Origin of the sequence: Haladaptatus pallidirubidus, assembly GCF_020700235.1 — an archaeon.
Lineage (GTDB): Archaea > Halobacteriota > Halobacteria > Halobacteriales > Haladaptataceae > Haladaptatus > Haladaptatus pallidirubidus.
On sequence record NZ_CP085305.1, the window covers coordinates 116039 to 130650 of the forward strand.

Sequence of the window (14612 nt, forward strand, 5' to 3'; positions counted from 1 at the left end):
TATAGAACAAGATTGATGACGGATCAGAGAAATTCGCTTCGAACCGCCTGCAATGTGCTTGCCGATGGATATCTTACTGGAACGGTCACTAATTGGAAATCGGTTACCGGCAGGTAAGCCGGTAGTAGTCGGTGAACTTCACGTAGAATTCGTCGGCGGTATCGCACTCTGACAGCGAACATCCTCCTAACGAAGTGCGTTCTATCAACGTTAGAAACTGTGTTTGAGATCGGCATAAAGTTCGTCGTAGTGAAACACAATCGTGTCTTCAGGAATGGTACCACTCTCTTCGACATGAATTCGTCGTTTCATGTCCATACGTTATCATCTACCAGAATAAAACATCGCCCTTGGCGAGGGCTATTCGATAGAGCGTTGCCCGGGTAGCAAGTCGCGAAAGCAGCCGAGGACAGGACACTTAAAAGGCAGAACGAAGAAACTTCGGGAATAGAAACATCATGTCCAGATCATATGTCGAAGAGTTCGGCAGCATTCGAGTACATGAGCCGTTCCAAGTCAGCCTCGGACTCAACGGTCGCCTCGACATCGGAGACGATGACTTGGGTGTCCTCCTCGTCGAACGGGAAGTCGGTTCCGAACACGAATTGGTCGATTCCGACGGTGTCAAGGTCGGCAGCGAGCGCGGGACGGTGGAAGGATATGCAGTCGTAGTAGAACCCCCTGAGGTACTCACGGATCGGTCTATCGGGCCGCGACGCTGGGTCGTCTATCTCGTCGCGGCCCTGCTCAAGTCGGCCAACTAACTGGAGGAGGGCACCGCCCATGTGTGAGAGGACGACGTCAAAGTCGTGGTCGTCGAAGAAACCGTCGTAGATCAATCGAGCGATCTGGAATGTTGTCTCTGTGGGGAAAACAATCAGTGGGTTGAAAAATGATTCGTCGGCGCCAAGTTCGTCACTGAGGACATTTCCGTGAGGGTGGACGAAGGCTGTCAGTCTAGTGTCATCGATGCGGTCAAAGACGGGCACCAACTCCGACCTGGACAGCTTTCGCCCATTAACCGATGTGGGGAGTGCGATGCCATGGAGGTTCAGGTCGTCGACGATCCGGTCGACTTCGGTGACTGCTTCCTCTGGCTCTCGGAGCGGAAGCATCCCGAGGCCAGCAATGCGGTCGGGGTGCTGTGACTGTAGGTCAGCAAAGCCATCGTTGATGGTTCGAATTAACTCCGTCGATTGCTCGGGAGTGAACGCTTCGTCAATCGGATTCGGGGTGGATACGGACACCAAAGTCCGCTCAACATCATATTGGTTCATCCACTCAAATCTGGCATCTACATCAGTGAATCCCTCGTTTACGGGAATCTGGTTGCCCTCGGCCACGCTGACCGTGCCAGAGCGCTGGTGGATCATGTATAGCCGATCGCCTTTGGATTCCAGACCGACGGGCGTGTCCCATTCTAGGAGGAGATCGACGTATGGCTCCGGTAAGAGGTGGTTGTGGACATCAATCCTCATAGAAATGGTCACCTTTCGCGCCGTGATAAAGGTATCGCGGGGGTGTTCAAACCAACCATCGGACTGCCGTTCGACAACTGGACGTGGTACTACCACTAGTCCCCTAGAATCTGGCACTCGACGTCCGGTTTTCACCGTCCGGGCACGACGAACACTTGGAGGTCGTTGACGTTCGTCCCAGTCGCCTCGATGACATTCAACTCGTCGCGGCAGTCGAGGAATCGCCCGGCGTCGTTGTTCTCGAGCGCCTCGCGGGCCTTAGATATGGTGTCGGCTGTTTCTCGGGTTGCAATACCACCGGCGACCTCGGAGTTGCCGTCGATGCCGTCGGTATCGACGCTGGCGACGACTATGTCTGAATTGGTCAGTTCAAGGGCTGCGCTCAACGCGAACTCTTGATTGGGACCGCCGACGCCGTCACCCTGAATCGTTACGATCGTCTCGCCGCCCGATAGCAGGACTGCTGGTGCTTCAGTCGGCACGCCGGTGGCAGCACATGATTCCGCAAGCCGGACAGAACTTTAGCCGCCTCCCAGGCCTCTCCACGGATTCATGAACTCAATACGAGCGGTTTGTAACCGAAGGTATGTGCCACTGCAGCGGCTGCGTCAAGTGCGGTAGTCCCGTCTGCGAGCACGTGCTGGGATACAGTCGCAAACACGTCATCGGCGGGGCCGAGTGTTTCCGGATATATCCCATCGCTGCCCCGGCGAAGCCGCGTTTCGACCGGGTCAGGGACGTCGACTTCATAGCACTTGAGGACCTCCAGTACATCCGGATAGGTCGACTCGTCGGGAGTCAACGGGCCGCTAACGATGACGTCGAATCGATTGCCTACGACGTCGCTAAACACCAGCCCGACGACTGTCGCAGGCGATGCCGCCGCGGCGAGCTGACCTCCCTTGAGGTCTGAGCAGTGTTTACGAGCAGCGTTTATCTCCCCGATGGTTGCTCCGCTCGCGAGCAGTCCCTCGGTTGTTGACTGCAGGTCGGAAAGGTCAATGCCGTCGGCTGGGGCAGGTAGAGCGCACTTCCGCCGCCGGTGACGACTCCGACGACGAGGTCGTCGACTCCGGCCGACTTGGCGGTTGCCAGCACTGTGTACGTGCGATCCCGACGGACCGCTCGCTGAGGACGGAATAGTCGCCAGGGAGGAATTCTATTCGTTCAGTCTCGACAGGGTTATCGGTAACGACCACGCCGCGGTCAATCTGGTCAATTAGAACGTCTTCAAGCGCGCTCGCCGCGGTAGCGGCCGCGTTACCGCCACCGATAAAGATCACGTCGCTGTAAGTGTCGAGGTCGTACCGTTCGTCGCCAACGACCAGCTCAGTTCTGTCAAGTCCCAACCTCTCGGCGACCACATTTAAGGGCTGTGCGGCTTCGATTCCTGCGGCCACGCACTCAAGGGGAGTCGTCCGGGCGGGTCATCGACGTCGTTGGCGTCTGGTATCATGTCCGTGTCATGGTTGCTTCCGTACGGAGTTGTCTTGAGTCTCTGATCCATCCAGTTTATTTGTCCTGTCGTTCGAAGTTGGTAGGTGTTTTCTGTTTCGGTCTGTCAAAGGTGGGTTAGATCAAACCGATCCTGGTGGTGTCACGACCTTCAACGCCCACACGACGGTCTGGTAGAAGATGTAAGAGCCCAGCATGATGACAAGAACGACGCCGAACATGTAGCCGAGGTCAGCGTTCTTCCAGGCAAGAACAATCTGGTAGCCAATGCCTTGTGAGGAAGCAATGAACTCCGCAACGATGACTCCCACAATGGAGAGCTGGACGGTCGATTTCATGCTGCTCGCGATGTTTGGAAGCCCCCGCCAGAACCGGAAGTACTTGACCATCTGCCACCGCGTGGCTCCGAGTACGATGCCGAGGTGCTCGAATCGGTCCTCGAGTTCGTTCATCCCTGTGATGGTGTTGATGAACACCGGGAAAAATCCGACCCAGGCTCCGAACGCCGTGACGCCGTTAATTGCGATGGCCTGTTGGGCCTGCTCTGCTGTGACCGACCCGAAGAGATAGGCCGATGGGCCCGTGAAGGTGAACAGCACAATGTCGCTACCGACGAGGAACCAGATGACGAACATCGGTGCTAGTACCGGATGGGGCACCGCGTATGCGAAGATAATCAACGGCATCGACATCTGTCGAACAGTGAATACTTCGGCGATGACGACCCCAAGGATGATTCCCACTATGGTAGCGAGGATGAAGGCAACGACGACTGACGTGAACGTCTCGGTTATCTTGATGGAGACAGTGTCGATTTGGGCCATTAGTTGCTGTCTCGTATATGAGGTGCTGGCGAAGATGCGGTTGTTATCGATAATGCGAGCGATTCCCTCCCAGCAGAGGAGCATCAAGAGTCCCGCGGCGACAGTCGGAAGCCGTCGCTTGATCCACCGTTGTGCTTGCCAGAGCCGCTGATCCGAACGTATCGACATATTAGTTATCCCCCATTATCGAGGATTTCTTCCAGAAAATGATCCTGCTCTCGATGAGATACACGGCGAGCACGACGCCAGTGCTGATGAATCCCAGTATGAGGACAATGGCAAACGCGCGCGAAATGCTTGTGCGGCCGATTGCCGAGGCTGCCATCGATCCGATTCCTGGCGTTCCGCTGACGAATTCACCGACGACGGCCCCGATCATAGCCAGTATGAATCCAATCTTCATTCCGTCGAAGATGAATGGTAATCCCTTTCGTAATCGGACGTACTTGAATTCCTGCCATGTTGTCGACCCGTAGATCTCAAGCATATTCTTCGTCGACTCGTCGACATCGCTGAATCCGTCGATAGCGGCGATTAACATGGGGAAGAAGGCAACCCAAACGGCCATGACGTAGTTCGCCGTCGACAGCCCGGAGACGGTGACGAAACTCACCCAATAGATAACTAGCGGTGTCAGTGCTATCCGGGGGACGGTGTTGATACCCACGATGAACGGCATGAGGGCGTTCAACAACCGCTCGTTCGCCACCAGTGGGATAGCGATAACGATCGATAATCCCAGAGCGATGAAATACCCGACGAAGGCCGCCGAGAGTGTTTTAGGCAGTACAAATGTGATCGCTGACCAGATGCGCGTTAATTCATTCACGACATCGATCGGCCCCGGAAAGTACTTCGGATTGAGCGCCAGGAGCGTTGTCGCTCCCTCCCAAAACACGAGCAAGAGGACAATGCCTAATCCTGACAGGCACCAGCGTGTCGCCCGAGTGTTATCGATGCTGTACCACCTTCTGTCCGAGGCGTTCAGTCCCAGTTTCCGAACTACGTTCCCGATCATTTCAGGCTCTTGAAGTGCTGGTGGAGCTTCGTGGACAGTTCGACGAAGCGTTCGGTCGCTCTGGTCTCCTCGTTTCGCGGCCGTTCGAGGTCTATCTCGATTTCATCGACCACCTCTCCCGGACGCGGCGAGAGAACAACGACCCGGTCTGAAAGGAAAACAGCTTCGTCGAGGTCGTGGGTAATGAACAGAATAGTCTTCTCGGTCTCTCGCCAAATCCGTAGTAATTCGAGATTCAACTCGTCCTTCGTCATCGCATCCAGTGACCCAAAGGGCTCGTCCATTAGGAGAACCGACGGGTTGTAGATTAGCGCTTGGCTAATCGTCACGCGCTGTTGCATCCCGCCAGAGAGTTCGTTCGGGTATGAATCGCCGAATCCCTTGAGACCTACGAGCGAAATAAGTTCGTCGGCACGCTCTCGATACTCGTCCATGTCACCGTCGATCGCCCCGTTCTCTTTCAGGATCTGGACGGGGAGCATGATGTTCTTTCGGACGGTGCGCCACTCAAGTGCGACGGGGTGCTGGAAGACAAGCCCGACCTCTTTTCGCTGGTGTTGTGTGCTCTGGACGCTTGTGCCGTTTATCTTGATAGAGCCGTCCGTGGGTTCTAAAATTCCAGCGGCGAGGTGTAGTAGTGTCGACTTCCCGCAGCCCGACGGACCGACGACGGAAACGAATTCTCCGTGCTCGATGTTGAGGTCGATGTCCTGGAGCGCCGTCACTGATTCTTCGGCCGGGTCGGTCCCGTACACTTTTTGAACATCGTCGTAAGTTATCATGCGTTTCGAGGCAGTTCTCCCGCTATCTGCGGAGTCCCGCGCTATGTTGTTACTCATTCTCTATCAATGACGTTGGATTCCGAATTATTAAACGTACCTGTTAAGGTAAAATACATTATATTTTATGGCGCTGTTTGCGACGCTACAGTGTGTTCCCCCGCCAGTGGCTTGTACACATCCCACAAGGGCGGGTTAGCCCGGTACCAACTGGTAGTCTGATGTCAATGGGAATTGTTCAATTACTGGACTCGGCTTTTTTGAAAATGGACCAGATCTCGCCCGCGTTCTCACCCAGCTGGTTCCATTCCTTATTGGTGAATTTTACCTTTTCTGATTGTTCGTAGGCGCGTGTGTCGACAAGGTCACTCGCACTCGGAAGCGCGTTAGGATTGTCAACCAGCGCAGAAGCGGCGTTATCAAGCACGAAGGAGATGCCGCCCTCGGTGAAGTAACCGAGTCCGTTGTCCTTCATGTCCAGCGTGACTGCCTGAGCACAATTGACCGAATGCTGGCCTACAAGTTCCTCCTCAGTCCAAGTCCGAAGATTGGGGTTTACCTCCGACTTGAGGTAGTCGAGATACTCAGACTGGTTCAACAGACCCCACTTCAGAGCCTTGAAATATCCAGTTAGCACATTAGACATGAACTCAACGTTGTTCTCCTTGTTCTCAAACCATTTGTTGTTGACCCAGATTGGGAACCCCGGAAACGCGCCAAAGGCAGTCAACGGAGTCACGCCGAGTTCGGCGTCGACTTGCTCTTGGTAAGTGGGGAACAGATCGATAGATCCCCAGATAGCCTGTACCTGGTTATTGGCGAGTTTCGGGGCGGCAACCTCCTCTGTCCCCTCTTCGATGGTCACCTTGCTCGGGTCGACACCAACGAGATTCGGATAGACCTCCGAGGTCGCCGCCGCGAATCCCGAGGCCGCTAGAATCGTCTTTCCAGCGAGATCTGTTCTATCCTTCATCTGATCCTTCCGCCAGATGAGCGATAGGAGCGGTCGTCCCCGAGCCAGCCCCATAATGGACATGTTCAGCGCCTCGGTATCCTGCGTCTTCGGGTAGACGCTCAGCGCGGTCGTCAGGGAACTGATTCCCATAGCCTTGTTTCCAACACCGATGTTCTGTGCCTCTGTGTCTGAACCGTTTCCCCGCGTCCCGTTAATGTTTGGGACGCCGGCGTTTTTCCAGTATCCCCTGCCTGCAGCTACGTGGGTGTGTCCCCACGAAGGCTCCTTCTTCCAGGGCGTCGTGAAGGTAGCCTTTCCACTGCCGCTGGCTGACCCTTCTCCAGCCGTGGTAGACTGGTTGCTTCCTCCGCCACCGGTACAGCCGGCCAGCATCATGGCACCGAGCGAACTCAGTGACCCATGCAGGAATTTCCGGCGATCAACACCTCCTGGGAGGATGTTGTCGAGATTGTCAACTATCTGTTCTTCTGCTGCACTCGGTTCTCGGTCGGACATACGGAACCTCATTCAGGCTCATTGTATAAAAATGATTGTGTATATAATAATATATTTTCTATACATCTTATTTTCTTGTGGCTCTCATCCGCTGTTCTTTTCTCTGCAAGTCAATCTAAATTAGAGTATAAATAATTCGGCTATGTCGAACGGATATCTATCACCAACCCGCTCAGCATGTGAATAACGAATACAGCATTACAAACCTAACTCTGTAACGTAGGGCTATGAAGCATAAGATTCGAACATATCGAACAGTTAGCCATGAGAGATACCCGCATGGAAGCTACGCAAGTGCAAGTTCTAGTTCGAATTCGCTGACTATCTTCTTCACTGCATCTGCGAGTTCAGTCTCCCGCTCTCCACCCGTAATCGAGTGTTCTGGTCCAGTGACGCTGAACCCGCCAATGATGCCGCCTGACTGCCTGGTCGCTGCCACTCCGATGGCATGCAATTCCTTGAAATTCTCCGCATTGTTAACGGCATATCCCTGTTCGCGTATTTCTTCAATCTCCGCGAACAAAGATTCCCGGTCTGTGATCGTGTTCTTCGTCTCCTTCGGCAGCCCCCATTTATCTATTATTCGTTCAACTTGCAAGTCCGGCAATTCGGCGAGTATCGCCTTTCCGACCGCGGTGTTGTGCAGGTGAAGACGGTTTCCCAATCGTTCGTGAGTCCAGCCTATCTTGTTCCCTGATGCGGTGTGGATAAAGACGGCTTTACCACCCATCTCAACGGCGAAGATGGATCGGAGTCTAACCTCCTCGAATAGTTGCTCGGTGAATTCGCGCGCTAGAACGAATCCGTCTTCGCGCGTTCGAACGTGGTTGCCCAGCCGGAGAAGTTCGGGGCCGAGCAAGTAAAAATCGCCGCGCTGTATCACGAACTCATTCTTCTCCAGCGTGGCGAGGTGACCGTATACCGTGCTCTTGGGTCGGTTCATCCCCTCTGCAATCTCCGAGACTCTTGCACCGTCAACCTTTTCAAGGAATTTGAGTATCTCTATCGAGGTCGTAGTTGTCTGAAGCGTGTCCGACCCGTCTTTGCCTGACATACGTGGTAATTTACGGCTGTCTATATAAAGTTCAGCATAGACGAACACTTAGCGTCGGCAGGACGAATGATCACGATAGCCATAGTTCGAAGGCTCGATGAGTACGACGCAACGATAGATTACGTCCCAATCCTGCGAGATAACGTTGGAAAAATAGCTCGATGGTTAGCGAACTTGTAGTGGATTCAGTTCGCGACCTCGACCCAATCGCCGCGTTCGCCGGACTCGTACGCTGCGTCGAGAACCCGGAGCAGTTGGACGGCGTCGTCGACCGTCGCGGGGACGTCACCGGTCTCGTAACCCTCGAAGTATGCATCGAAGTAGTCTTGGACGAAGTCACCCCAGGCCGGGAAGCGATCGTAGGAGAATTCGAATTCAGTGGTTCGCGTTGGGGCGGCCGTCCAATCCGTGTTATCCGACGTTATTTCGAGTGGCACTGTTGGTTCATGCTGGAGGGAGTCATGGTGAAGCGGCGTCAGCGCCTGAGCGTCGGTTCCATATACCCCGAGATGAGTGTCCTTGCCACGGTCGTTCAAGTAGTAGCCGGTGTGGTAGGTGCCGAGGGTTCCGTCGCGCGTCTCAAACTGGAGTACCGCCCCGGCCTCGACATCGGCCTCCGCCGCCTCATGGAACTCGGCGTTTACCCGTTCGATGGGGTCATCGAGAATCCACGGTATGATATCGACCCAGTGGGGACCGATCCACTGGAGGGCACCGCCACGGCTCGTTGCTCGGTCATAGATGTAGTGATCGGTGTTTCGATAGGAGAGCTGACTGGCGTTGAACCGACCGTCGACTGTCCACACGTCACCGAAGAAGCCGTCTCGAACGTTGTCGCGAAGTTCCATTGCGACCGGGTTCTGCCGGTAGTACATCGTTGGTGAGACGGTAACGTCCTCATCGTTCGCCCGCTGAGCGATGTCTTCGAGGTCTGCGGCCGTCCGTGCTATCGGCTTCTCGCTAATCACGTGGACGCCGTTCTCGACAGCGCTTTCGATGATTGCTGGTGTCTTGTCGCTCCGATACGTTATCCAGACGACGTCAACGCCGTTGTCGGCAACGAGTTCGTGCGGATCTTCATAGACCGTCGCGCCGGCCACGAGGTCAGTCATGTTCTGTCCCTCCGTGGTGACTTCGTCAGGTCGCTCATCCATGGCGGTGATGCTGTTGATATCCACTTGACGTCCAGGTTCACAGACTGCTGTGATAGTGGCGTCTAGTTCACTTGCGACGGCGAAGTACGGGTCGCGGTGGTGGTGGTCAATACCGACGTAACCGATGTTCACACCCATACATCCGTGTCAAGCAACTCATTATAAAAAGTTGCGGTTGTAGGCGATATCGGGAGATCGAATTAACGAAAACAAACCACAGCTAACGATCAATCTAGCTGGTGACCAAAATATTCTTATAGGTTGAAATAGGAGTTTCCTATGACGTACTAGCCTCATGCAAGAGATTGGCATAATTATGAACGGCGTGACCGGTCGAATGGGAACAAACCAGCACCTCATCCGCTCGATTCTGGCGATACGCGAGAACGGCGGGGTCGAACTCCCCAACGGGGAACAGGTATTGCCGGATCCGATGTTAGTTGGCCGGGACGAACGCAAACTCCGCAGGCTAAGCGAGGAACACGGTGTCGAGCGCTGGATCGCCGATCCCGATCTGGAGACCTGTCTCGACGGCGACGACGAGATCTACTTTGACTCCCAGATCACCCCACGGCGGCCCGGAGCCCTCCTGAAAGCTATCCAAGCCGGGAAGGATGTCTACTGTGAGAAACCGCTGGCAGGCAACCTCGACACCGCGATCGAGGTAGCCCAAGCGGCAGAGCAAAGTGGTGTCAAGCACGGCATCGTTCAAGACAAGCTCTGGCTCCCCGGGTTGATGAAACTCCAACGACTCATCGACCAGGACTTCTTCGGCGACATCCTCTCGGTTCGCGTCGAGTTCGGATATTGGGTGTTTACCGGACATATCCAGCCCGCACAGCGCCCCTCATGGAACTACCGCGCAGAGGACGGAGGTGGAATCATTGACGACATGTTCTCTCATTGGAGCTACGTCCTGGAGAACCTCTTTGGGCGTGTTGAGACCGTCCAGTGTCTCGAGAAGACCCACGTTCCCGAACGCGTCGACGAAAACGGGGACACATACGAAGCGACGGCCGACGACGCGGCATACGCCATCATGGAACTCGAAGATGACATCGTCGCACAACTCAACTCGTCGTGGACAGTTCGTGTGAACCGCGACGACCTACTCGAAATCCAGGTCGACGGAACCGAAGGTAGCGCCGTCGCCGGTCTGCGAGACTGCAAAGTCCAACACCACTCCAATACGCCTAAGCCCGAATGGAATCCCGACACACCGAAAGAGAACGACTTCACCGAAGACTGGGAACAGGTTCCCAACAACCAGGAATTCGAAAACGCATTCAAGCTCCAATGGGAGAAGTTTATCAGCCACATCGTGGCCGACGAGCCGTTCCCATGGGACTTCGCCGCTGGCGCTCGAGGCGTCCAGCTCACCGAAGCAAGTTACCAGTCCTCGGATGAAGGACGACGGGTCGCCATTGACGATCTAGAAATCTAACAACCTAATGCCTAGGGATCAGCGAAGCGACGGATCGCGTTACAGAGGGGAGTAAAAAGGAGGTTAGTTGTTGGTCGATTCGCCACCTCCGCCCGCCACATGTGGGGTCGGGGCGACAAAGTCACCGGAATCGAAGTCGATAGGTGACGGTTCCTCGACGACCCGGAGGTCGCTGCGCTCGCGCGCCTCCTCGATGAGCGCGGTAGAGGCGTACAAGCGCTGGAGATGCATGGTATCGGCCGCGTGGAGGATCCGAACCTCCTCAGGGCTAACGATACCGATCGTCGAAAGCGCAGCGACAAGGCCCGCGCGATCCGTTTCGACTACCGGTGGGAGGCGCACCCCTCTTGTGGTGCTTGCAGTTAGCGCGTTGATGAGCGTCGTCGGCATGTCCACCGCGACAAGGAGGTTGCGATGGACGAAGTCAGCCGAGCCCATCCCCATGGCATTGCCATGCGTCACGTCAGTGACCCCGCGGGTGTAAATTCGCTTGATGTCGGGCATCTCGGGTTCCGGTTCTTGTATCGCGAATGGTCGGCGACCAATGACGTTCGTATCCATCCCCTGACCGCTGATGTCTTTCCCTTGGCGGTCGAGGACTAACACATCGATGTCGTCGAATGGGAGCGTCGGCATGACGTCGTAGGCCTGCTCAAGGAGTTCGGCCTCCCGGTCAAGGAACCCCTCCGGTGGAACTCCTTCGAGGAGCGCGGTCTCGTCGCGCTGGTCTTCCAGAATGGCGACACCCCCAACAACCGGTAAGGCGTCGAGCAGCTGGTCGGTTATCTCCGGAATCATGTTTCGAAGCGACCAATCGACCGCCCAGTCATGCGCGATCTTTGCGCCGCGCTGTTTTCCCATCCCGATAACGAGCATCTTCGAGAGGCCGCTCTCGACTGTGCCGTCGAAGTCCGTGTGTGGCTTGATGCGGTTTATCGGTACAATGGCGTCGGCCGCGACCGCGTTCGCGTCAGCGACGACGGGTACGTCGCGGTCAGCGGTACGACCAACCTCAACCACGTTCATGCTCGACCGGATTTCACAGCCGACTTCGTCTTCGGTCACGCCGAGTTCTGCCAGCATCTCGCGTTGGCCGTCTGCAGTCGCGCCGCCGTGACTGCCCATCGCCGGGAATACGAACGGTTCGTAACCGCGGTCTTCCGCTTCGGCGACCACCCCAGTGACAATACGCGAGAGGTTCGCAATACCGCGGCTGCCAACGCCGAGTGCGATCTCACCTCCGTCGGGAACGTCTTCGAGACGAAGCGATCCGAAGGCCTCCGCTGCTCTATCGCTGATTTTCTTTCGTGGAATTGGATTTGTCTCCCAGACCTGTTCGATGAGTCCAAGTTTTGGAAACGGAGTCTCACCACACGCTTCAAGTATCGCTTCTTCCGGGACTGCGAGCGAACTTCTCGAAGAATTCGCGTTCATACCAGTACGCTGGGCGTGTCTCCTGATAAATATACCCCCGCTAGATATGGCAACCACGACGGAGACTGTCAAATGGCCAGTCGTTGACAGCGGTCAGACTGACTATCTTAATATTTATTGTGTATGCGCTACCTTCTTCATTCGATGCAGTTCGTTCGATACAACAGCGGCGGCGGCCCCGCGTGGGGCGTCAGAACCGACAACGATATTCGCACACTTGCCGACTTCCCAGCGGGCGAACCGTCTTACCAAGACTTGACGAACCACAGATATAGTAAAAGTGGAACGTGCCGTCGAGCACGAGTCCCTCACGGCCATCGACGCTGACGAAGCGAGTTTCCTCGCGCCGGTTCCCCGGCCACCAAAGATCGTTTGCGCTGGCCTCAACTACCGCGACCACGCCGAAGAACAAGACGAGGAGATCCCCGACGAACCACTCTTGTTCGCGAAAGCTCCGACCACGGTCACGAACCCAAACGATCCATTCGTCCACCCAGAGGGCGAGCAGGTCGACTACGAGGTCGAACTCGCAGTCGTCGTCGGCCGCATGGCCAAAGATATAGACGAGGATGAAGTTCTGGAACATGTTGCTGGTTACACGGTTCTCAACGACGTGAGCGGCCGAGATGCCCAATTCTCCGACGGCCAGTTCTTCAGGGGAAAGAGCTACGACACCTTCTCGCCTATGGGCCCAACGCTCACAACGGGCGGTGATTTCGATCCCAACGCCGTCGATGTCGCGCTGCGCGTCGACGGAGAGACCAAGCAGTCCTCGAACACCGACCAGTTCATCTTCAACGTCCACGAGTTGGTGTCCTACATTAGCGCGAACATGACGCTCCAGCCCGGCGACGTCATCTCGACCGGTACGCCGGGCGGCGTCGGCATTTTCCGTTATCCTGTCGACCTGCTCGAACCGGGCCAAACGTGCGAGGCCGAAATAGCTGGCATCGGCACACTCACGAACCACGTCGTGGCAGAGTGAACGGCTGCAAGTGATCGCGGGAAAGCCATTTGAGGTTGGCGAGTGTTTGAAGCGCCATGACGGTCGGAGTTTCACACGCAGTATTCCACGTCATCGACCTTGAGACGCGACTCCCTTTCCACTTCGGGAACGTCGAAGTTACTGAGATTCCGAAGTTGTTCCTCCGGCTCGAAGTCGACGTCGACGGGGCACAACAGATTGGAATCGCGATGGGCGGACTGATTCCCGGTTGGTTCTAAAAGGATCCGAAGATGCGTCTCGAAACGGGCTACCGGAACATGGTCGATGTGTTTCGGTCGGCCGCGGACATCGCGAAGAGCCTTGACACGAAGCCGACGGCGTTCGCGTTCTGGTGGTCGCTCTACGAGCGCCAGCGCGAGAGGGCCGACGATACGAATCACCCTGCCCTATTGTGGTCATACGGCGTCAGCCTCGTCGAGCAGGCACTGATCGATGCCGTCTGTCGCGCGAAGGGTGTGTCCTTCCCGACAGCCGTCCGAGAGAATCTGCTAGGAATCGACCTCGGTGCGGTGTACGACGAACTGGCCCCCTACGAACCTGCCGACTTGTTGCCGACTGAGCCGAAACACAGCACAACAATCAGGCACACTGTTGGCCTCGACGACCCACTCACGGACGCGGACGTCACCGGCGAGCGACCCGACGATGTCCTCCCACTGGCTCTCACCGAATATGTCCATGAGGCCGGCGTGAACCACTTCAAGATCAAACTCGCCGCCGACCGCGAAGTGGATGCGGCTCGGCTCAGCCGGATCGATAACGTGCTCGCCGATCTGGATGTCGAAGAGGACCGCTGCACCGTGGATGCCAACGAGGGCTACGACTCTGCCGGACAGTTCAAACGCCAATGGGAGGTCCTTCAGACGAACTCCGACTGCGCCGGCCTGTTCGACCAACTCGTCAACGTCGAACAGCCCCTCCCGCGGGACGAAGCGCTCACCTCGAAGACCCAGGAGGTATTCACGACCTGGGACGACGCGCCGCTCATCATCATTGATGAATCCGATAATCGCATCGATAGCACCGGTACTGCACTCTCGCACGGCTACGCCGGCATGAGTCATAAAAACTGTAAGGGTGTTCAAGGGCATCGTGAATGCCTGTCTGGTCACCTACTACAATCAAAACGCTGATGACCGTGAGTACGTCATCAGTGCCAAGGATTTGACTACGGTCGGTCCTGTCGAGTTTCTCCAGGACCTCGCAGTTGCGGCGACCATCGGCGCCGACCACATAGAGCGGAATGGTCACCACTACTTCCAGGGACTGCGCGCGTTTCCAGAGGAAGTACAACAGAAGATCCTCTCAGCACACCCTGACTTATACCGATGCCATGACGGCGACTTCGTCACGCTCCAAATAGAAGACGGGACGCTCGACCTCGATACGATTATCAACGCTCCGTTCGGTGTCGCTCCCCTTCTCGACATATGTCAGTTCACGCCGCTGATCGAATGGGTATCAATCACTCGATGAACGAACACAAGTGGTTGTA

General features: G+C 55.9%; 12 protein-coding genes and 2 pseudogenes. 5 read left to right on the forward strand and 9 right to left on the reverse strand.

Translation table 11 applies throughout. The features are described from left to right. Positions 1 to 467 precede the first annotated feature (467 nt). The 8 genes and pseudogenes from LIX15_RS27510 to LIX15_RS27545 form a co-directional block, all read right to left on the reverse strand. Positions 468 to 1478: an amidohydrolase family protein gene (locus LIX15_RS27510; RefSeq protein WP_227778418.1), complete on the reverse strand. Its 1011-nt coding sequence runs from the start codon at positions 1476 to 1478 to the stop codon at positions 468 to 470. Positions 1479 to 1609: 131 nt separating this feature from the next. Beyond that, positions 1610 to 2878: pseudogene (locus LIX15_RS27515) on the reverse strand (glycerate kinase type-2 family protein). Positions 2879 to 3055: 177 nt separating this feature from the next. Continuing rightward, positions 3056 to 3925: an ABC transporter permease gene (locus LIX15_RS27520; protein ID WP_227778419.1), complete on the reverse strand. Its 870-nt coding sequence runs from the start codon at positions 3923 to 3925 to the stop codon at positions 3056 to 3058. A 1-nt stretch (position 3926) separates the two neighbouring features. After that, positions 3927 to 4775 carry an ABC transporter permease gene (locus tag LIX15_RS27525; protein WP_227778420.1) on the reverse strand — a complete coding sequence of 283 codons (849 nt, stop codon included), beginning with the start codon at positions 4773 to 4775 and terminating at the stop codon, positions 3927 to 3929. Beyond that, positions 4772 to 5614, reverse strand: coding sequence for an ABC transporter ATP-binding protein (locus LIX15_RS27530; protein WP_227778421.1), 843 nt, complete (start codon positions 5612 to 5614; stop codon positions 4772 to 4774). The genes LIX15_RS27525 and LIX15_RS27530 overlap by 4 nt, the downstream gene beginning before the upstream one ends. Positions 5615 to 5792: 178 nt before the next feature. After that, on the reverse strand, positions 5793 to 7025 hold the full coding sequence (locus LIX15_RS27535) for an ABC transporter substrate-binding protein (protein WP_227778422.1): 1233 nt from the start codon (positions 7023 to 7025) through the stop codon (positions 5793 to 5795). A gap of 286 nt (positions 7026 to 7311) precedes the next feature. Continuing rightward, a complete protein-coding gene (locus LIX15_RS27540) occupies positions 7312 to 8079 on the reverse strand; it encodes an IclR family transcriptional regulator (RefSeq protein ID WP_227778423.1) in 768 nt (255 codons plus the stop codon). Positions 8080 to 8264: 185 nt separating this feature from the next. Further along, positions 8265 to 9371 (reverse strand): Gfo/Idh/MocA family protein, encoded by a 1107-nt coding sequence (locus LIX15_RS27545; protein ID WP_227778424.1) that lies wholly within the window; start codon positions 9369 to 9371, stop codon positions 8265 to 8267. Between the two features lie 157 nt (positions 9372 to 9528). Between LIX15_RS27545 and LIX15_RS27550 the strand changes: the two genes are divergently transcribed. Then, complete coding sequence (locus LIX15_RS27550; RefSeq protein ID WP_227778425.1) at positions 9529 to 10677, forward strand: Gfo/Idh/MocA family protein; 1149 nt, start codon at positions 9529 to 9531, stop codon at positions 10675 to 10677. Positions 10678 to 10740: 63 nt separating this feature from the next. Here LIX15_RS27550 and LIX15_RS27555 read toward each other — a convergent pair whose 3' ends face one another. Beyond that, positions 10741 to 12111, reverse strand: coding sequence for a nickel pincer cofactor-dependent isomerase, group 22 (locus LIX15_RS27555; RefSeq protein WP_227778426.1), 1371 nt, complete (start codon positions 12109 to 12111; stop codon positions 10741 to 10743). A 144-nt stretch (positions 12112 to 12255) separates the two neighbouring features. Here LIX15_RS27555 and LIX15_RS27560 point away from each other — a divergent pair. The 4 genes and pseudogenes from LIX15_RS27560 (at position 12256) to LIX15_RS27575 (ending at position 14593) form a co-directional block, all read left to right on the forward strand. After that, positions 12256 to 13096 (forward strand): annotated as a pseudogene (locus LIX15_RS27560) (fumarylacetoacetate hydrolase family protein). Between the two features lie 56 nt (positions 13097 to 13152). After that, entirely contained in the window at positions 13153 to 13335 is a 183-nt protein-coding gene (locus tag LIX15_RS27565) for a hypothetical protein (RefSeq protein ID WP_227778427.1), read from the forward strand. Positions 13336 to 13347: 12 nt separating this feature from the next. Then, positions 13348 to 14250: an enolase-like domain-containing protein gene (locus tag LIX15_RS27570; protein ID WP_227778428.1), complete on the forward strand. Its 903-nt coding sequence runs from the start codon at positions 13348 to 13350 to the stop codon at positions 14248 to 14250. Beyond that, complete coding sequence (locus LIX15_RS27575; protein WP_227778429.1) at positions 14210 to 14593, forward strand: hypothetical protein; 384 nt, start codon at positions 14210 to 14212, stop codon at positions 14591 to 14593. Before LIX15_RS27570 ends, LIX15_RS27575 begins: the two co-directional genes overlap by 41 nt. Positions 14594 to 14612: the final 19 nt, after the last annotated feature.